The following is a 19502-nucleotide window of genomic DNA, read 5'->3' as shown; positions in this document are numbered from 1 at the left end:
ATGGCAGGGATCAGCTCCGCAGAAGATTTCATCAAGGCCTCTGTCAAGCAATACCTGATTTCTACATACTCTAATCCACCTGTTCGGTGTGATGAAGAGGTGGATCAGAAACTTGGCTGGGTTCCATCAATTAGTTGTCCGGTGAACAATCAACTGATGCTTATTGAAGCGTCTGAAAAGCCTTATCCGGAAATTTTGCGGATGCGCCGAGCCGAGATGGTAGAGGTCCCGGCCCCAATTGCGGCCTACGCCGCCTGTCCGGAAGAGGCTTACACGCAGAACCAGAAGGAAGCGACTGATCTGATGCTGCACGGCTTTGGCCTATTCACGGTGGACGCAGCGGGCAATGTTACGGCGAAGTTCCCCGCGATCCCGATCGCCCAACATATACCGGAAAGTCAGTTTAAGGATGACGTGGACGGCTTGCCCGCGTTGCACAAGCGCCAAGCGAGAGAGTGCTTTGAATTGTACAAGCACAATGCGCCTGCAGGCGTAGCAAGTCTGGCAGAACGCGTTGAAGGTCTCATTATGCGGGCAGGAAAGGACGCTGCTAAGAGGGGTTGGATCACGAAGGCCCAAGCGAAGGCTAGTGCGGCCAACGTGTTGGTGAGCCTCCAAGGCGCTCCTCAATTCAACAACGCCGACACGGTTTTGTCCGCCGTGCGTATGTTCGTTCAGCGATATCGGAACGTTGCGCATCATGTGCCCAAGGACAAGAAGTCCGCGTATCGGAAATATCGCGATTGCCGCCATGCGTTCTTGGATGGGCTGCGAAATATGCGAGATTTTAAGGACGCTATGAAATCGCTCGGGTTGTCCGGAGGGTTCTGAATGTAATCGGCTGGGTTCGCTACGGACCTTGCGCTGCCGTCGGGAACTGTTACATCCGGGTGTGCCAACGGTAATAGGCGCTCTAAAAAAGTCTTTGTTTTCCAATGGTTAAGTCGGGGCTGTTCGATCCCCCTCGGCTCCACCATTCCCCTTGATTTCATTGGATTTTTTAGGGGTTCGATCCCCAAGTGGACCACCGCGGACGTTGGCGGACGCAGGTGGACGACTCCGGAGTTAGGGCAAATTGGGAAGATCGCTGAAGCGCGCAGCGATCAGGACGGGCATTTGTTAGCCAATCCCGGCCAAATCCGAGCGTAAGAAACGCATTATTTGTAGTTAGTTAGTGGGCCAATCTAGGCATTGGTGATCGCTTGAGCGTCCATCTGCGGAGCTTGATACTGTGCCCTCACTTGTGTGGGCTTCGTACCACCAGGAGCATGCTCCTCACTTGCAGTTTTCACTTGGACGGTGCTGGTTCCAGCTTTTGTCGAGATCGAAGAGGTTTGGCTTATGCCGTTATTAGGACGCACCGAGCATTAGAGACGGCCCGTAGTTTCCGCTTTGCGCTCATTATCGGACATAAAGCGACGGCTCGTCCCATAAGGAGTGAGCCGTTGCCGTTGCGGCGGCGCCTAGCTAATGTCGCCGATATGAGAGCGCCCGGGGTGGATTTTTCGTGATTGAAGAAAGAGGCGAATTACGCGTAGGTGCGCATGTTCTCGTTCAGCTCGGCAGCGAACTCGTCACTGACGTCGAACAAGCGCTGCTGGAATGCGTGAAGAATGCGTATGACGCCGATTCCCCCGGCTGCCGCATCAGCATCGATACGCAAACTTCCGGATCGCTGGAGGAAGTCGCGTCCGCAGGTGCGCTCATGCCGTTCGGAGAATCGGCTGAAAACGTCAATGTCAGGTTCGAAACAATTGAAGGTGTTACTCTAAAAAGCCGGCCCGACGCCGATAGCTTGATCCGCCGGAAACTCGATTTTCGTGGGCGCATTTCAATAGAAGACGCTGGCACTGGCATACCTTTCGAGGATTTGAGCCGATCCTGGCTCGTTATTAGTGCCTCGCTTAAGCGAAGCGGCACGCAAGGGCCTAAAAAGAAGACGGCGCTCGGTCGGACCCCGCTCGGAGACAAGGGCCTCGGCCGCCTTGGCACCATGAAGCTGGGCGATATCCTGCTCGTCGAGTCCGCAACGTCCCCCACCGCAGAAGTGGCCTCGGCCTGGTTTCGATGGGCGGATTGCGAACGCGCACGCACCGTCGATCAGATTCCAGTGAACCTTAGCCGGACGAGCAATGATGAGGGCTTCAAAGGCACACGCGTTTCCATCCTGGGCCTGCGCGATCTTGATGAATGGAAGCGGAGCGGGCGGCTGAATGAAATCACGCGCAGCCTGGCCCGACTTATTTCGCCGTTTGAGGCGACTGCGACATTTCCGGTCACCGTCGAGCTCGACGGTGGGGAGCAATCATTGGCGCTGGTCACGGAACAGCTTCTTGCTCGTGCCGTCGCCGACTTCAGGTTCGACTGGCAGAATGTGGACGGCAAGCCGACGCTCATCGCTCGAGCCAGGCTGCGGCGACGTCTGTTGGCGTCCAAACGTTCGCAGGCGCTGCGCGAGAGGACCGAACGGGTCTTCGAGCAGGATGAGGGGAGTGCCTTCGCGGAATATTTGAAGACCAGCCGTCGCATGAAGGGATATGCGCAGAAGAAAATCGACGCAAAATCCCCTTGGTTTGCTGAGATCGAGCATCGCTTCGAGGGCCGCTCGCTTTTAAGAAAGTCAGGCCATTCCACTCAGAACCCCGGGCGGTTTGGCGGCGCCTTTTATTTCTTCCATTTCGTCGGGGACGAGGAGGATGAGTTCGGAGCGGCATCCGGAGCTCGGGCGAACTTGCAGCTGGTTCGGGATCTGGCCGGAATTTCAATCCTTCGGGACGGCTTCCAGGTGAGAAATAGGGGCGATTGGCTGGGATTGTCGGCTGGCATGACGTCCGGCAGCACCTACAACATGCGGCCCGAAAACACTCTTGGCTATTTCGCGCTGAGCGGGGAGCAGAATTTCGGACTCGTCGAGAAATCGGACCGGGAAGGATTTGTCGACAACCCGGCCTACCGCGGGTTTCTCGCGATCGCGCGACAGTGCCGCGATTTCGCGAACGATGCCATCGTAGCCGTTCGCAGGTCCTTGGACGAATATGACAAGGCGCTCCTGGCGGCGCGCAAGGAGCAGGAAGCGTCATCGACGAAGAGCGATCTTGCTCGTGTCGGGTCCATGGCCACGGCCTCGCTCAAGGTGGGGCAGATCACCGCGACGCTCGCGGAAGAAGTCGAGCTGCTAACGGCACCGCAAGGCAATAGCGCCGAACGCCGTCAGCGGGTCCTCGCACTCGCGCAAGAGGCGCTCCGAGCCGCAGCCGGAAACATGGATTCGGCGGAAACTCCTGCCGTGCTCATCGAGCGGATTGAGCAAGAGATCATCGAGGGACGCGAACGGTCCGCAGCCTTGGTCGAAAGCGCAGCAGCGGGCTTGGCGGCGCGCGGCCTCACCCATGAGCTCAGGGCACATCTCGCGGCCATACGACATAGCGTGAGCGCGCTCGAACGTAGCGGCTCGGTTGGCAGAGGATCGGCGCCGCATTTGACGGCGATCCGCCGGTCTTGCAACGCCATTGCTCAGGCAGCCGCACAGATCGACCCGTTGATTCCGCGGGTAAGCGAGACAAAGCAAAGCTTCGACGTGCTCGAGTTTATCGCTGACTATTTCAAGCAGCGGGCGGGAGTCCTTGGCACATCGGGCATTGGTGTCGGGGTAAAGGGAGAACCGCTCTTGGTGCAGATGCACCAGTCTCACCTTTTGCAGACGCTCGACAATCTCATGCGCAACAGCGTCTTCTGGCTAAGCCATCTTCCAAAGGGAAGAGAGCGTGAAATAGAGGTTGACGTTACATCGGGCGGCTTTACCTTCGAAGACAATGGTCCCGGCATCGATCCGCTTGTCGAAGAAACGCTATTCGATCTGTTCGTAACCACGCGGCAGCATGAAGAAGGCGGACAAGGGCTGGGTCTCTTTATCACCAGCGAACTGCTCGCATTAGACGGCTGCAGCATTGCCCTTCTTCCCGATCGGAACAAAGCAGGGCGAAAATATAGGTTCTTGATCGATCTGATGGCAGTGCGTCGAGAGAGCTGAGCATGGCGCTGAAGGAAATTCGAGATGCGCTCGGCATCGAACGCGTGATTTGGGTCGATGACGTATTCGGTGAACCCGAAGAAGATCTCGCGCTCCTAGCAAGCGGTCAGCCCGGCTTGCAGGAGGCGTTTCCGGAGTTCGCCGCCGCCTTTGCGCTGCAGGGCTTTGGCGATGTCGACGCCGCGCTTAGGCAAGCGGTCCGCGACCTCAATGACGATCGGCGTGACGAACTCCGGATAGCGCTTCTGCAGGCCGATGCTGAGGATGCGCCGGCGCATGAGTTGGGCCGGGGAACGATCGCCGCAGCCTGCAAGAAGCTGAATGTCAGCAAAGGCGATCGATGGACCTTTGAAGACGCCGACGGGAAACTTGGCGAAGGCGCAGGCGATGACGCGAACGTCGCCTATGTCATCGACCTAAAAGAGGCCGGCGGTCAGGACCGTCGAGGGCTGGATATCGTCAAGCTCCTAAGGGCTCACGGTTCGAAAGGACTAGCCTTCATCCTCACCCACGAGGCAGCGGCCGTCGGCGAGTCCGCCCTGGAGGGCCAGCTGACTGATGAGCTCGGCGAGGCCGCACGCATGGCCCCTCCGATCACAGTGATCTCAAAGGAGAGATTGACCGAGGACGGCGCCAATATCGAAACGGCACTGAGCATTGCATTGAAGAGGGCGGGCCTGCGGCGCGCTCTCTATTATGTCCTGCAGGACGCCTCGCAGCGAGGAGCGGAAGCCTATGCTACTACCGCAACCGCACTGCTTGGGATCGATCCTGAACGGCTGGAGCAATATGTCTATCGGCGAGGACGAATAGAAGGCGTGTCCGAGTTGAGCGTGGTCGAGCGTGCGCTGAGCGCCGGTGCCTCGAAGGCCATGCGCACGTTCTTCGGAACGGACGCCGCCGTTCTCCGGGCCATGCAGACCTTGAGGGAACTCCAATCCATTGCTCTCGACCAAAAGGCATTGGATGCAGGTCCCATATTGTCCGACTTGCGGAACGCCGAAATTTGGGAGAATGGCGAGCTGATCAACGGCGCGCTCACTCCCCTCGCAAATGGCGACGTATTCAAATTTGACAACGCCGAACCGGATGGGCCCAAATCGCCGCGCTTGTTTGTGCTTCTAGGACAGCCTTGCGACATTACGCTGCGTGCCAACGGCAAGCGCGCGAGTGAGATTGCGATGCTGGTGCCGCTGATCGAAGTGAACGAGGAAGGGGCGCCGCCAGCCGACCCGAACGAAGCGGCGGAGGATGAATCCGACAAAGATCCTGAAATGCCATTCCGGCTCAAGGGCAAGCGTTTGAAGCTAAATCTTCGGCAGCTGGCCTATGTCCGCTCCGCTATACTCGACCTGGCCTGCTTCCGCGCCGATGGATGCGTCCGCGTGGAAGCCCAGCATGTGCCCGCGGCAGGACTGCTTGCTGGGGCAAGATCAATCTATCCCGGGAGAACCTCGGCCGCTGATGCCGCGCTTGCCGCGCCGATGCCTCCCCCGGTCGCAGCGGGCGCGATCGTGACCATCGACGACCGTCTCCTGCTGACGATGAGCAACGACAAGCCTTGGGACAAGATACGCGTCGGAACGAGGCTGGCGGCCTACCAGCCTCCGCCAGGGCACCATCTGGGCGCTCTTCCCGATCGCGTGACGTGGTTCCTTCGCCGCGAAGGGCGCATTCGGGCACCTTATTCAGCATTCCTGCTCGAGCGAGCGCTGAGAATGTTGGGCCGGCGCGCTTTCGACTCCGATTTCACGACCGATATCCATTGAGGTCGGAAACGCTTTGGATCATCCCAACAACGACTATTGGTCCGCCCCCTGAAAGCGAGCCGATTGCGTTGAGCGGTTGGAAACTCTGGGCGGTCGCGAAACGAGACGCGGTCCCTTCGCGGAAGCGCCGACCGGCGCGCGCGTCGAAGGTAGAGTGCAGCGCCGCATCGACCTCTTGGGCGGGCGATACGCGCTGCTCGAAAGATCGACGGAATTCACGCGGTGTCCTGGCGCGACGTGTTGGAGCGCTATCTCGGCAAGCGCCGCTTTGGATCATGCGGGAAGGCGGCGTGAATTGGTCGCTCACGCGTGGGCGCAGCATCGAATAGTTACGTAAGATTGCATTTAAGTTCACATGGAGCTATGGTCGTTCCATGCCGCAATACGCACCCGATCTCGACCTGAGGGATACCGCCCTCCGCTATGCGACCGAGGTCCATGGCTCCGTTAAAAAGCGCGCTGCCAAGGCGCTGGGCCTGGACTATGGCATGTTCCGCCGGTTTCTGAAGGGAGGCTCTGCTAGCCCGGAGCATAGACAAAGCATCCGAAATGCGCTTGAGAGAGCGGGTTACGAGATCGCAAAGAAGCACAATATTGCACATGAAATTCCAGTCGACGTGACCCGATCGATGCTCACGCAATTGCTGCAGGCCCTCGATGCCTATCAAGGCACGGCCGCGGCGGGTCAGTCCAATTGAGCGGCATCGCCCCGTTCGACACTGCCCTCCGGCCGATGCTCGAGGCCGGGAGAGCGCCCTTGATCGGCGGGGGAGGGCGGCTGACGATCGGCTTGAGCGCAGACCAGCAACGCCGACTGATCGATGCCGCGCACAGCATGGCGCCGGTCGCCGGCCTCACCCACAATTTCTATCGCTATCCGGCCCGCTTTTCCCCCCAAGTCGCTAGAGCCGCGATCGAGACGCTGTCGGAGCCCGGCGATATCGTGGCCGACAGCTTCGTCGGCGGCGGCACGAGTCTGGTCGAGGCGCTGGCGTCTGGCCGGCACGCCATTGGCAGCGACATCAGCACGCTCGCCGTGTTCGTTGCGCGCGTGAAGACCACGCTGCTAGACGCCGATCGTCTGCAGATTGTCGAGCGCTGGGCCGAACGAACCGCCACGGCGATCAACATGCGAGACGAGGCGCCGCCGTTCGAGGATTGGGCCGAGGCAGGCTATCTGCGTCACCTCGACCATCGCGATCGCTGGCGGATCCGCAAGGCGCTCGCCCAGGCGGTGGGCTGGGTTCCCAGCGGGGATCAAGCGCTCGAAGACTTGGCCCGCTGCATCGTGCTTCGCACCGCGCAATGGGCGCTCGATGGCCGGCGCACCATTCCCTCGCTCGCCGAGTTCAAGGCCAATCTGGTCAGCTCGGCGAAGGCGGCCACGGCTGGCTTGACCAGCCTGGCGGCGGCCGCCGGCGACGACCCGGCGAACATCCTCATTCTCAATCGCTCGGCGGTGGGCCTGGAGACCGACCCATGCCTGTCGGGCTGTCTCGCCGAGCGCAAGCCGCGGCTGATCTTGACCTCGCCGCCCTATCCCGGCGTGCACGTGCTCTATCATCGCTGGCAGGTCGACGGACGCAAGGAGACGCGGGCGCCCTTCTGGATCGCCAATACGCTCGACGGCGCCGGCGGCTCCTACTACACGATGGGCGATCGCAAGCGCCCCGACCTGCCAGTCTATTTCGAGACGCTCGCGGCCGCGCAAAAATCGCTCGCAGCAATCTCCGATCCGGACACGACCATTGTCCAGATCGTGGCCTTCTCGAAGCCGGATAGCCAGCTCAAGCGCTACAATGAAGCCGCGGCTGCCGCCGGGCTGGAGGAATTGAGGCTCGACCTCCTTCGCGACGAAGGAGACGGCCGGCTCTGGCGCGAGGTCCCGAACCGCAAATGGTATAATGGAACGAGGCCAGCGACGCCGGCCAGCAATGAGGTCGTGCTATTCTATCGGCTCGCGCGCTAGCCTCACGCGGCATGGCCGACCAAGTCGCTTTCGTCGAGCTCGAACTGACCCAGATCGGCGAGATTGTTGATCAAGGGCAGCAGCACCGGAGCGATCGCGCGAGTGGCGCGGCGCACGCGCTCGCGCGTCGTCTCAGGTGTGTCGGCGGCGCTCCCATCGTCCACCGCATCGCCCCGGTCTCCGGTGGCAAGCGGGTTGCGCTCCGAATCGTAAAGGATCGCCAACGCGACCAGGGTAACGGCGATCTCGAACTGCTTCTTGACCGCCGCCGCGGCGAGCTTGTTTGAGCTGAGCTCGAAACGAAGCGCCCGATTGTCTTCATTGAGATAGAATTTGTAGTCGTGCTTCACATTGCCGGGCTCGTCGCTATCCGCATCGTCGATGACGTCGAGGCAGTCGTCATGGCCGGCGAAATGCTCCTGCCAGTTCGGCTCCTCCTGCGTCAGCCAGATCACCGCCGGCAGCTCGATGCCGCTCGGGCCGTCGATCCCGGACCGTTCGGTCTTGCCGGGCTGGCGCCGCGGTGTCCTGGTGCCGGGAGTGGGGACGGCCGCCGGCCTGACGACGAGCTCGGCACAGTTGACGAACCGGCTTCCCATGACGGGATCGCTCACCTCCAGCTCGAAGCCGAGCACGTCACCAACCTCGGCTTCGGCCGGCAGATCAAAGGTGAGCGTCGCCGCGCCGTCGTTCAGCGTCGGGCCGGTGAAGTTCGCGACTTCGTCCCGTCCATCGGCGCGCAGCCGGAAGAGCCGGCGCTCCCCACGATCGACCCGCCGCGTGAAATATTCATTCTCGACGTCGGTCTCGAACCGGATGCGGACGCGATGCCCGACAAACGCCTCGCGGCGCAGGATCACGCCTTCGGCCTTGCCCTGGAAGCGGAAGAAGGTGGGGTGGGGCTTGCCCTTGTACACGGCCTTGATTGGCTGGACACGGGTCGGCACCATCGGATTGTGCAGCCTTAGCCCCTGTCCGAACAAGCGAGCCAAAGCGGGCGAGGTCTTCAGCACGCGCTTCAATACGTCTTCGAGCGGCTTGTTATCGGCCAGCTGTCCTTCAAGATCTGCGGCCGCCCGGCGCGCTTTGAGCTCACGCAGGCCCTCATGGTCGTGCAGCGCCGCTTCGATCCTCTTTTCGATCTCCTTGGCGAAAGGATTGTCATCGACCAGCCGATCGCGGCTGCTCATGAACGCATCGGCGAGTTCGGTGGTCGAAAGCGACGAGCAATCGACGTAGATGAGCAGGTCCGACGCGAGCCGCTGGAGGCCGACACTCTTGCGCGCAAAGATATTGGCCTTGATGAACGCATGCGCCTGGCCATTGACGGTGAAGACGACGCCTTCGCTCTCGCGGTAGGTTCCGGACTTGTCCGGCTTGAAAGCGAAGATCTTCATCGCAAGCTCGCGACCATCGACATTGATCGGCACCGAACTCGGCGAGACGGGTTCCAAATTGTCGCTGTTCTGCAAGCGAGTGAACAAGCCTGCCATGGTCGTCGTCTGCTCGCTGGCGCCCCTGTTCAGGCGATCGCGGCATTCGTGCATGCGGACCGGCAAGGCCGGATCCGGCAACAACAGGTCGAGCCGCATCAGTAGGCCGTTACGACGAAGAATGGGCCCCGAATTGGGAAGCTTATATTCGTAGAGCTTGATCAGCGTGCCCCACTCGACCTCCCGAGCATAAGGGTTCGAGCCTTCCGGGAACAGCGGCATGGAGTCCGCCGCGAAATGCAGCACGCCGCCCTTTCGTTCGCCCAGATCGCTGCCGAGCGGCGCAAGATAGCTATAGGCCGGCATCCGCGCCCCGCCTTCGCGCCGAACGACGGTAAAGCCCCAGTCACCGTCGCTGGCGGGATCGTTCGGATAGGTTTGCGGGGCGGCGGGCGCAGCGATCAGCGCGGGCTTTCGGCGCGAGACGACCAGCTGGAGCTTCTCGGTTCCGCAAAAGCGCAGGGCTCCGGATCCGCCCTGATTGAACTTGCCCTGCACGAACGGGATCGAGACTTTGTTATGCTGCCCCAATGACACGAACGTCTTGGGAAAGGCAGCCGGCGTATGGCCTTCGCCGAGATCGGCGATCGAGATTGTGGGACGCTGCCGGGAAGTCCAGCCCGAAGGCTCGGTCGCAAAGACCGAGATATTCTGCGCGACGGTGCGGCGAAGATCACGCGTCCAATCCTCGATGCGGCCCGCCGTGGTCTTGAGGGTCTCGCCACTGGATCGCTCGACCAGGCGAGCGACGGCTTCGCGAATCGATTTGGGCGCGGTGGGACCATCGGGCGCAATGCCTGCCTCGATCGCAAGGCGGGTCAGGACGGAGTCGATGGCATTGACCACCTTCTCGTTGAAGGCAAAGTCGGCGCGCGCTTGTTGGCCGCCTGCTTGCGCGAAATTGAGCTCGTTGTCGCCATAATAGCGCCAGACCGTCGGATCGTCCCAATAGCCCGCCGCTTGTAGAAGGCCGATGACCTCGGCTTCGGATTCAGCGTGCATCAAGCTCAAGCAAAGCGCGCGTGACACCGGCGTCCCCCTCCTTCGAATCTCAGAGCTTGAACTCCACCTTATCCCTGGATCCGCGATCGCCCATGCGGGCCTTCATCGCATCGATTTCCTTCATAAGCGCTCCAGCGATCTTGCGAATGTCCGATTCGTCGAATTCATACTGAGCCTTGTTGCCCAGCTTGCCGATCGTCCTGATCGCCCGGATCGCATTGCTAGTGCGGCTCTCGGCGAGGCGCACGAAGCGGTCCCGTTTGGTCTCGCTGCTGGCTTTCCGATCGTCTCCACGGGCCACAGATGCCTCCCATTTTATCGATTCCTCTTGCTAAATATGCGCTTACGATGTGTGAGACAATATCGGCCGTCTTTTTTTCAAAATATTGTACAAAAAAATGGAAATTGAGCGCCGCCTTCGGACGAAGCCCGGAGGCATGTCGCCAGCATGGCGAAGAGCGCGCGTGATGAGCAGCGTCCCGCTCGACGCGGCGGACCGGCTCATCAAACTGACCGAGGTGATGCATAAGGTCGGCTGGGCAAGACGATGATCTATCGGAAGACCAAGGAGGGGACGTTTCCAGCCCCCTATAAGCTGTAGCCCTTCGCCGCTCGGTGGAGCGAAGCCGAGGTGCTCGCCTGGATTCGAACGCAAAGGACAGCGGTTAGGGGAGATCGCGGGGCGAGACTTCAGGAAGCAAATTTGGGGCAGCCGGATCATGAGTGCTGAGCTCTTCGATCGCAGCTTCAGCCTGGTTCCAAGCCGCTTCCAGCAGGTCTTGAGGACATTGCACGCGCTCGAACATCGTTCGATTGACGGCGAGCCGTTTCAAGAGTTCCTGCTCCATCGCATAGGCCCATTCTTGCGAGGGCCAGTACCTGCTCAGGACTTTGACCCAGCGGCGCCCGACCACCTCGACAGGAACATGGCGATTGATGGTCGAAAGGCGTTCATCGAGATCCGAGGCAAATCCCACCTTCCACAGATCCGATCCTTGAAATTGAAACACATAGGTCGAAGCAGGGCCTTCCACGCGCACTATCATGCTTTCCCATAATGTAGGGCGCGGTCCAGTCGTCGGCCGTTCGACCAGTTCTCGAGTTCGGGCGATGGGAAGGGGGGATGTGGCTATCTCGACCTCGGGTCTGGCGAGGTCGCTGTCGCGTCTGAGCCGGTTTTCTCGGATGATGCGGCGGGCCTCGGCAGAGGTGAGCCCTCCTTCGGACTGCGCCGTGAGCACCCAGATATGGTCCTTGCTGACGATCAATCCGCCGTCGGCGAGTTCCTGGCGCGCGAACCTTACCTCGCGCTCATAGTGCCGCTCAGGATCTATGCCTTCGGGCGCCTTCTGCGGCCGGCGCAGGCCATTGTCGGTGAGCCACGCGTAGACATAACCGGGCCGCCCAGATCCTCCATTGGCTTGGAGGGCGTCGATCATCGCCCGCATATAGTGTACTCGCGTGGAATCCGGTCGGTGTTCGGCCGGTGGAGCCCCACCGATATCAGTCATTGAAGGCACTTTTTCGCGCTGCTGGACTTGGCTCGTCCCAACCTCGGTCGATGGATGCACCTTCCTCCGGCTCCCAATTACACAGAGATAATCTAGCCGGGGCGCACGAGGCGGGCAACTCGCTGATGGTCTGCCAACTATCCGATTGAGCTCGACCGCGCAGCTCCGTGAGTAATTCAGCGGCCGCTTTTAGATAGACGAATGGGTGGATGGCAGTAATTGGGCACAAAAGCGGACGCTGGCACGCGCAACGCTCATGTCCGAAATGGGCGCATTCCGGCCGCCGGATTGCTGCGAAGGAACGTCCGCTCTGGCCTGTTCGGCTCCCGAAAGCTGCCCGTCGGCTATTGATGCTGTGGACGGCTCGGGCTCAACCCCGTCCAGTTCAATGTCGTCATGCATCTTTTCGACCAGTGGTGGTCGGCTGACCGGCGGCCGTGGCCGTCGAAGGCCACGCTGGCAGAGCGGATGGGCATGAGCGAGCGCCAGATACAACGCCATATTGCCGAGATGGAGGGCGCGGGACTGATCCAGCGGATCGGGCGCACCAGCCCGGGCAAGGGCAAGACCAGCAACGAGTACAATCTGTCGGGTCTGGTGAAGAAGATGAAGGAGCTGTAACCCGAATTCACGAAGGCGAAGGAGGAGACGCGGGCCAAGAGCAAGGCCAAGCCGCGGGTGGACAAATTTCGTCATCGTAGAAGCGATATTTCAATGTCAGCTTCTCTTCCGATGCGCCTGGAGCAGTCAGTCGACTAAGGGCCCAGGAGAAGTGAGCCACGCATGCCTCGAGTGTGCACAGGCGCTCGAGGCTATCGTCGTCTTCTAGCCGCTTTCGAACAAATGTTACGGCTCGCGATCAATCGCTCTCTCGGCTACGGGGGCGAACCCCAGCGGCCATGCGGAGAGCTAAAATGCCCAAAACATTGATAATCCATTCAAAACGATCGCGTTGGGCGCACCAGTACGTATGAACATGGGGCCCTCGATCTCGTACCTCCCTGCTAGCGATCGGCTAGCCACCAAGTGGCAGGACTGCCGGGCCCGTGCTCGATTGCACTCTGATGTCCGATATAACTGATGAGGAAACGCGCCATCAGATGGCGCTTGGCAACCTGCTTCAGTTAAATTTCAATGGCAGTCATATCTGCTCCATCTCCGTTCCAGCAGGAGACGACGATCCGAGGTTCAAGCGGATTTCTCCCCCGCCGAAGCCGCTATGCGTCCGCATTAATGTGGCAGCGCAAATGATCGGCATCGGCAAGACAAAGATGTACGAACTGATCAAAACCGGTGAGGTCGATACCCTGAAGATTGGTAAATCGACGCTGGTTACGATGGCGAGTCTGGAAGCGTTTGTGCAAAAGCACCTAAGGTGCAGTACCCTGTAATGTCGCCCCGTCCGACGCGCTTCTCCTGCGTTCGTCTGCTGCCCTGCGATCTGAGTGGATCGTCGTCTCGGCACTATTACCTATTAGATAGTTCGCCCAGTCCTGCATGACCAGACGCCGCTTTTCGAAGGCATCTTTGCGACGATAGGCACGTACCGTGGCATCACCTACTTGATGCGCTAGCGCTTGCTCGACGATCGATTCTGCATGCGGGGTCATATCGCCCATATAGTCTCTGAATGAACTCCGCATCCCATGTACGGTGAACTGTCCCAGGTTCATCCGTCGGAGCACCATGGTCATGGACATTTGGGAGAGCGGCTGCCCGGGCTTTTGACCTGGGAACACATAGGCATCTCGCGAGGTCTTGGCATCCCGGGCGAGCCGCTTGAGAATTGCGACCGCCTCGGACGAAAGCGGAATGCGGTGCTCCACCCCCATCTTCATACGCTCGGCGGGTATCGTCCATGTGGCACGCTCAAGATCGATTTCGCGCCACCGCATCTTCAGCGTTTCGCTGGTTCTCGTTGCGCACAGGATCGTCAGTTCCAGGGCGCGGGCGGCCGGGGCGGGGCGCTCTCGCAGCAACCCGAAGAACGCTGGAAGATTCTCATACTCCATTGCTGAGTAATGACCGGTCTTCAGCTTTGTTCGCTTTGGAAGCTTGAATTCGAGATTGCCGCTCCATCGAGCGGGATTCTCCCATGGCGGGGCAATGTGATTGTCCGCTCGCGCCGCATCCAAGATCTTCTCGATCCGTGTCCGTACGCGGCCGGCGGTGTCCGGAATCTTGCGCCATATCGGCTTCAGAACATCAAGCACGTCATCCGTTGTGATGGCATCAACCGGCTTGCTGACAATGGCTTTGCAGTGGTTCGTGATGGAGTTGCGCCATTGCCAGCGATGCTTGGCATTCTTCCAGCCATCTTCATGGGTATCGATATAGCGGTCGGCGAATTTGCCAAATGTGGGCGACTGGGATTTCGCTGGAGTTGGAGTGACCTGTGACCTCAACTCGGCCATGCTTCTTTCGGCAGCCCTTCGCATCTCCAATGGATCAAAGCCTTGCTGCAGTAAGTGCCTGGCCGCCGCCGCCATGTCGCGCACTTCCTTGAGCGTGAAATCGTCTGGAGTACCGAGAAACATTTCCCGGCGCCTGCCGTCCCGCTTCCAAACAAAGATCCAGCGTTTCGCACCGTCCTCACGGATGCGGAGATAGAGGCCGCCACCGTCGCCGTGCCAGCTATTTGCGTGAGGGCTTCGATGCGGCGTACGGTCAGTTTGTGAATGGGGCGCGGCACTCTGAAGCACTCCTTCTTTCGTCTTTGTCGCACCGCCCTCTTTCTGCCCTACCTTTGAGCGCGAATCGGAGTGGACGTCAGCGAACCATGGCGGACGCCAGTGGAAAATGAACTGGCATCGCACCGAATGAAGTATAGCAAAATCAATCCTCTATGCCTAGAAAATCGTGTTTTCCAAAAGGGTTAGCTGAAGTACTCCGATACACCTCGGCTCCACCATTCCCCCCGCTTCCATCGAAGCATTGTCGATCCCGATAACGACGTTCCAGCGGCCTTGCCCGCCGGTATAGTTGCACTTGTTGCACATATCTTTGCTTGCGCGGTGGCAGCGCTGTCAAATATGCCCTGTACCGGCCGCTTTCGGCCGGGGGTGCGCAATGTCCAGCCGTCCGACGATCAAGGAAGTTTCGAAGATCGCAGGCGTGTCTTTCAAGACCGTCTCGCGCGTCCTCAACAACGAGAAGCATGTCAGCGAGGAAACGCGCCGGCGCGTCGAGGAAGTCGTCGCGCGGCTCAATTTCCGCCCGAGCCATGCGGCGCGCACGCTCGCCGGGCGGCGCTCGTTCCAGGTGGCTTTGCTCTACGACAATCCCAGCCCTTATTATGTCTATCACATCCAGCTCGGCGCGCAGCAGCGCTGCAGCGAGCTCGGCTACCGGCTGCTGCTCCAGCCGATCGACAGCCAGTCGCCCGATCTGGTCTCGAACGTGATGGCGCTGGTCGACGAGGCGCATCTGGACGGCGTGATCCTGTCGCCGCCGGTGACCGAGATCGCGGCCCTGCTCGATGAGCTCGATCGGCGCGGGCTCCCTTATGTCCGCATCGCCCCCGGCGCGCGCAAGGACAGCGGCATGGCGGCGGCGATCGACGATGTCGCGGCGGCGCGCGAAGTCACCGAGCATCTGATCGGTCTTGGCCACCATGCGATCGGCTTCATCCGCGGGCTCGACAGTCACGTCTCCACCTGGGAACGCCTCCAGGGCTATCGCGAGGCGCTCGAGGCGCATGGCATCGCCTTCGATCCCGAACTGGTCGTCGCGGGCGAAAACAGCTTCACTTCGGGCGGCGAGGCGGCGCGTGCGCTGCTGGATCGCACGCCACGGCCCACTGCGATCTTCGCCGGCAACGACGATATGGCGGCGGGCGCGCTGGCGGTGGCGCACGAGACCGATATCGACGTGCCTGGCCAGCTCTCGATCGTGGGCTTCGACGATTCGGATCTGGCCAAGGCGGTATGGCCTCCGCTGACGACGATGCGCCAGCCGGTGCGCGAGCTGGCTTATGCCGCCGCCGATCTGATGCTCTCGCCCGAAACCGGGCAACGAGTCACGCTGGAGCACAAATTGATGGTGCGCTCGACCACCGGTCCCGCGCCGCGTTAACCCCGATCGCGATCGGAATCCTCTCCGGCAGCGTCCGCACGCCTGTCCCGCAATAAAACGCGCGTTAACTTTCTTATGTGCTGGCCATAAAAGTAAACGAAGCGTTAACTCCTGTCATGCAGACTCGTCTCGTCGCCGAGGGCCACGCCCGCCGCCATCCGTTCCGGGCGCAAATGCGCCGCGTGGTCGCGATCGAGCGGAAGATCAGCGACGACAGCGACCTCAAGCTCTTCGCATTGAGCTTCAGCGCCTTTTTCGTCTGCTTCTACACCTTCATCCTGTAGCGCGGTCCTGGCCTCACGCACGAAGCCTCAGTCGAAGGCGCCCTCGTTTATCTTGGCGATCCAGCCCTCGTCGAGGTTCAACAGCGCTTCGGCGACTGGAATATGACCTTTGGCGACAGCCTGTGCCGCAGCGGCGCATAGCAGCATCTCCTGATCCCAAGGGTGGTGGCGTTGAAGGGCGACAATCTCGACAAGGTTGGCGATGGCCCGGAAATGCGCGTCCGCTAGTTCGGCAGCGATTTCCGGTCCGTGTTCTGTGCAGCGAGCCACTTCGATGCTCGCCGGTAGCTGCAAGAACGAGAAGTGGATGGGCGTCGTCGTTTCGAGAGCAATCTGTACGATGTGCGGAACGGCGGCATAGGAGGCCGAATAGACCTGCCCCTGATGGCACAAGCTCGACCAGAGGCTGAACCACGGCTCATCCCGATAGTCACTTCCCGGCGCCGTTGAGGATCGCAGCTGGTGCAGCAATGGCGGGATATCGGATGCGCTGCCATAGGCATGGCGCAATTCCGACCAGCGGGGATTGTCGAGCGGGAGCATGTCGAAGTCTTGCGGGCGACCATCTCGAGGTCAAGCTCAGGGAATCGGATCGAGTCCGTGGGGCAGGTCCTCGGCCTTGTAGAGCCGCCATGCGCAATAGGCCGAGGCGAGGCATAACAGGAACACGATCCAGATCGCGTGGACCACGTCGACGCCCGGGATATTGGTGAAGCCCAGGATTCCGACTGACCCCGCCACCATCGCGCCCGAATTGACGATATTGTTGGCGGCCACCGTACGCGAGGTCTGCGACTTGTCGACCGTGGTGGTGAGGAAGGCATAGAGCGGCACCACGAACATGCCGCCGGTGATCGCGATCATCGCCAGATCGAGCAGCACGCGCCACGCATCGGGCAAAGCGAGGAAGTTCGCCGTCTTGAGCAGCGGCCCCTCGCTCACCGGGAAATACAAAGCGGCGAAGAAGAAATCGACGACGAACAGCGACATCGCGAGCACCGACGCGGTCGCATATTTCGCCGAGACATGCCCCTTGAGCAGCCGGTTGATCACCACCGATCCGATCGCGATGCCCACCGAGAAGATCGCGAGGAATACGCTGGCGACGTCCTTCTGGGCATGGAACACGTTCTTGACCAAAGGCGGAAAGAGCACGCCCAGCACCGCGGCGATCGTCCAGAACACGCTGATCGCGACGATGGCCAGATACAGGCGCGGGATATGCATCGTCGCGCCGATCAGCCGGGCGGAGGCGCGGAAGATGTTGAAATCGAGCTTGAGCTTCACGAGCGGCGGCGCCGGCGGGATCTTGAGCGATGCCAGCCAGCCGATCATCGCCACGCCCACCACGGCGAAGGCCGCGACGGTAGGGCTGATCAGTCCGCCCGTGATCGTGCCGAACAGGATGGCGATATAGGTCCCGGCCTCGACCAGCCCGGTGCCGCCCAGCACTTCGTCTTCGTTCAGGTGCTGGGGCAGCACGGCATATTTGATCGGACCGAAAAAGGTGGAGTGCACGCCCATGCCCACCAGCGCGACCAGCATCAGCGGCAGGCTCTTCACGAAGATGCCGAGCGCGCCGACCAGCATGATCACGACCTCGGCGGCCTTGATGATCCGCATGATCTTCGCCTTGTCGTAGGTGTCGGCGAGCTGCCCAGCGAGCGCGGAAAAGAGGAAGAAGGGCAGGATGAAGATGCCGGTGGCGATCGCGCTGAACTGCGTTTCCTGCTCGACCGAGTTGAAGATCTGATAGGTCGCGAAAAAAATCATCGCGTTCTTGAAGAGGTTGTCGTTGAACGCCCCCAGGAACTGCGTGACGAACAGCGGCAGGAACCGGCGCTCCTTCATCAACCCGAGCGCACCGATCATATCCAACCACGTCCTTGAAGCGCGGGAGGACCCCGCCAAACGACGCGTCGGCATAGCCGAGCGTCACGGAACGTATCAACCGCCATGTGCGTCCCACCATGATGAAGACTGTTTCGGCTCCCGCACGACCAATGCTAGGGCAGGCGCGATGCTGACCCTGCCCAACATCCTGACGCTTTCCCGGATCGTCACGGTGCCGCTGCTCGCGGCCTTTCTGTGGTGGCCCGAGTGGCGGACCGGCTATGCCGTCGCCTTCGCGATCTACTGCCTGATGGGCGTGACCGACTATTTCGACGGCTATCTCGCGCGCGCGCAGGGCACCGTCTCCAAGCTCGGCATATTCCTCGATCCGATCGCCGACAAGATCATGGTCGCCGCGGTGATCCTGATGCTGGTGGGGAAGGGCGTCGTCGCCGACCTGCACCTGATCGCCGCCCTGATCATCCTGCTCCGCGAGATCACCGTGTCGGGCCTGCGCGAATTCCTCGCCCAGCTCCAGGTTTCGGTTCCCGTCTCGCAACTCGCCAAGTGGAAGACGACGTTTCAGCTGGTTGCGTTGGGCGCGCTGATCCTCGGCCAGGCCGTGCCGCAATATCCGTGGGTGACGTGGCTGGGCCTGGTCACTCTGTGGAGCGCCGCAGTGCTGACCGCGATCACCGGCTGGGACTATCTGCGCGTCGGCCTCAAGCACATGGACAGCTGATGGACCTGCTCTATTTCGCCTGGGTCCGCGAACGAATCGGGACGGGAGCGGAGCAGCGCGATCCGCCCGAGGCGGTGCGCAACGTCGCCGATCTGATCGAATGGCTGGCGACGCTCAGCCCCGGCCATGCCGAGGCGATGCGTGAGCCCGAACGGCTGCGGGCCGCGATCGATCAGAAGTTCGTGCCGCTCGACACGTTGCTCGGCAGCGCGCGCGAAGTCGCGATCTTCCCGCCGGTGACCGGCGGATGATCCGAGTCTCGATCGACGACGCGCCGATCGAGCTGGCCGTCGAAGTCGCTGCGTTGGAAGAGCGTGGTGCAGGCGGCGTCGCCACCTTCACTGGCGTCGTCCGTGGCGATGACGGCGTGACCGCGCTCGAGCTGGAGCATTATCCCGGCATGACCGAACAGGCGCTGATCGCGCTCGCCGAAGCCGCCACCGTGCGCTGGTCGCTGCTCGGCGTCACGATCGTCCACCGCGTCGGCGCGATGGCTCCAGGCGATCGCATCGTCTTCATCGGCACCGCAGCGGAGCATCGCCGCGAGGCACTGGAAGCCTGTGCCTATCTGATCGACCGGCTCAAGACCGATGCGCCCTTCTGGAAGCGCGAGACGCGGGGTGACGCGGCAAGCTGGGTTGAGGCGCGCGACAGCGATGCCGCGTCGGCGGAGCGCTGGGCGCGCGATTAAAACCATTGTGCTCCGGTCTTCGCCGGAGCGCGAACAAGCGTGTTGCGGGTCCGGCATTCGCCGCCAGCGACTGGTCGCGGCGTAGGAGTGTCATGGCCGCACGG

General features: G+C 61.0%; 18 protein-coding genes and 1 pseudogene. 13 read left to right on the top strand and 6 right to left on the bottom strand.

Annotated features, from left to right (window positions below):
- The 6 genes from BR78_RS0110320 to BR78_RS0110295 all read left to right on the top strand — a co-directional run bounded on the left by BR78_RS0110320 (nucleotide 1) and on the right by BR78_RS0110295 (nucleotide 7768).
- Nucleotides 1-831: a hypothetical protein gene (locus BR78_RS0110320; protein ID WP_029868164.1), complete on the top strand. Its 831-nt coding sequence runs from the start codon at nucleotides 1-3 to the stop codon at nucleotides 829-831.
- Nucleotides 832-1507: 676 nt separating this feature from the next.
- Complete coding sequence (locus BR78_RS0110310) at nucleotides 1508-4030, top strand: ATP-binding protein (protein WP_029868165.1); 2523 nt, start codon at nucleotides 1508-1510, stop codon at nucleotides 4028-4030.
- Between the two features lie 2 nt (nucleotides 4031-4032).
- A complete protein-coding gene (locus tag BR78_RS0110305) occupies nucleotides 4033-5799 on the top strand; it encodes a hypothetical protein (protein WP_029868166.1) in 1767 nt (588 codons plus the stop codon).
- A 76-nt stretch (nucleotides 5800-5875) separates the two neighbouring features.
- The gene (locus BR78_RS22375) at nucleotides 5876-6136 is read left to right on the top strand and encodes a DUF3363 domain-containing protein (protein ID WP_156022289.1); all 261 of its coding nucleotides are present in this window, start codon (nucleotides 5876-5878) and stop codon (nucleotides 6134-6136) included.
- Between the two features lie 37 nt (nucleotides 6137-6173).
- The gene (locus BR78_RS0110300) at nucleotides 6174-6497 is read left to right on the top strand and encodes a hypothetical protein (protein ID WP_029868389.1); all 324 of its coding nucleotides are present in this window, start codon (nucleotides 6174-6176) and stop codon (nucleotides 6495-6497) included.
- Between the two features lie 59 nt (nucleotides 6498-6556).
- Nucleotides 6557-7768, top strand: a complete 1212-nt coding sequence (locus tag BR78_RS0110295) for a DNA methyltransferase (protein WP_029936409.1) — start codon at nucleotides 6557-6559, stop codon at nucleotides 7766-7768.
- Between the two features lie 2 nt (nucleotides 7769-7770).
- Here the strand turns inward: BR78_RS0110295 and BR78_RS0110290 are convergent, their stop codons facing one another.
- The 3 genes from BR78_RS0110290 to BR78_RS21705 all read right to left on the bottom strand — a co-directional run bounded on the left by BR78_RS0110290 (nucleotide 7771) and on the right by BR78_RS21705 (nucleotide 11702).
- Nucleotides 7771-10263, bottom strand: coding sequence for a hypothetical protein (locus tag BR78_RS0110290; RefSeq protein ID WP_029868387.1), 2493 nt, complete (start codon nucleotides 10261-10263; stop codon nucleotides 7771-7773).
- A 49-nt stretch (nucleotides 10264-10312) separates the two neighbouring features.
- Nucleotides 10313-10510: a hypothetical protein gene (locus tag BR78_RS20480; RefSeq protein ID WP_029868386.1), complete on the bottom strand. Its 198-nt coding sequence runs from the start codon at nucleotides 10508-10510 to the stop codon at nucleotides 10313-10315.
- A gap of 418 nt (nucleotides 10511-10928) precedes the next feature.
- Entirely contained in the window at nucleotides 10929-11702 is a 774-nt protein-coding gene (locus BR78_RS21705; RefSeq protein ID WP_156022288.1) for a GIY-YIG nuclease family protein, read from the bottom strand.
- 444 nt (nucleotides 11703-12146) lie between these two features.
- On the opposite strand from BR78_RS21705, the pseudogene BR78_RS21360 reads away from it, so the two are divergent.
- Nucleotides 12147-12395: pseudogene (locus BR78_RS21360) on the top strand (helix-turn-helix domain-containing protein); the annotation flags it as partial.
- Nucleotides 12396-12838: 443 nt separating this feature from the next.
- Complete coding sequence (locus BR78_RS0110260) at nucleotides 12839-13165, top strand: helix-turn-helix domain-containing protein (protein WP_049813654.1); 327 nt, start codon at nucleotides 12839-12841, stop codon at nucleotides 13163-13165.
- Here BR78_RS0110260 and BR78_RS20470 read toward each other — a convergent pair.
- Nucleotides 13145-14476, bottom strand: a complete 1332-nt coding sequence (locus BR78_RS20470; protein ID WP_156022287.1) for a tyrosine-type recombinase/integrase — start codon at nucleotides 14474-14476, stop codon at nucleotides 13145-13147. The genes BR78_RS0110260 and BR78_RS20470 overlap by 21 nt on opposite strands.
- A gap of 367 nt (nucleotides 14477-14843) precedes the next feature.
- On the opposite strand from BR78_RS20470, the gene BR78_RS0110245 reads away from it, so the two are divergent.
- Together BR78_RS0110245 and BR78_RS21970 are read left to right on the top strand one after the other, a co-directional pair.
- Entirely contained in the window at nucleotides 14844-15848 is a 1005-nt protein-coding gene (locus tag BR78_RS0110245; protein ID WP_029868203.1) for a LacI family DNA-binding transcriptional regulator, read from the top strand.
- A gap of 116 nt (nucleotides 15849-15964) precedes the next feature.
- Nucleotides 15965-16132, top strand: coding sequence for a hypothetical protein (locus BR78_RS21970; protein WP_197021348.1), 168 nt, complete (start codon nucleotides 15965-15967; stop codon nucleotides 16130-16132).
- Nucleotides 16133-16159: 27 nt separating this feature from the next.
- On the opposite strand, the gene BR78_RS0110235 is transcribed toward BR78_RS21970, so the two are convergent.
- Both BR78_RS0110235 and BR78_RS0110230 read right to left on the bottom strand, forming a co-directional pair.
- Nucleotides 16160-16675 (bottom strand): hypothetical protein, encoded by a 516-nt coding sequence (locus BR78_RS0110235; RefSeq protein WP_029868202.1) that lies wholly within the window; start codon nucleotides 16673-16675, stop codon nucleotides 16160-16162.
- 36 nt (nucleotides 16676-16711) lie between these two features.
- Nucleotides 16712-18004: an MFS transporter gene (locus BR78_RS0110230; protein ID WP_029868201.1), complete on the bottom strand. Its 1293-nt coding sequence runs from the start codon at nucleotides 18002-18004 to the stop codon at nucleotides 16712-16714.
- A gap of 148 nt (nucleotides 18005-18152) precedes the next feature.
- On the opposite strand from BR78_RS0110230, the gene pgsA reads away from it, so the two are divergent.
- Genes pgsA through BR78_RS0110215 form a run of 3 tightly spaced genes read left to right on the top strand, consistent with a single transcriptional unit; the run spans nucleotide 18153 to nucleotide 19398 of the window.
- Complete coding sequence (gene pgsA, locus BR78_RS0110225) at nucleotides 18153-18707, top strand: CDP-diacylglycerol--glycerol-3-phosphate 3-phosphatidyltransferase (RefSeq protein WP_029868200.1); 555 nt, start codon at nucleotides 18153-18155, stop codon at nucleotides 18705-18707.
- Entirely contained in the window at nucleotides 18707-18958 is a 252-nt protein-coding gene (gene moaD, locus BR78_RS0110220) for a molybdopterin converting factor subunit 1 (RefSeq protein ID WP_029868199.1), read from the top strand. The genes pgsA and moaD overlap by 1 nt, the downstream gene beginning before the upstream one ends.
- A complete protein-coding gene (locus BR78_RS0110215; RefSeq protein ID WP_029868198.1) occupies nucleotides 18955-19398 on the top strand; it encodes a molybdenum cofactor biosynthesis protein MoaE in 444 nt (147 codons plus the stop codon). Before moaD ends, BR78_RS0110215 begins: the two co-directional genes overlap by 4 nt.
- Nucleotides 19399-19502: the final 104 nt, after the last annotated feature.

Origin of the sequence: Sphingomonas sp. UNC305MFCol5.2 (assembly GCF_000712135.1) — a bacterium.
GTDB lineage: Bacteria > Pseudomonadota > Alphaproteobacteria > Sphingomonadales > Sphingomonadaceae > Sphingomonas.
Note: the sequence above shows the minus strand (reverse complement) of the source record. Positions and strands in the feature narration are given on the sequence as shown.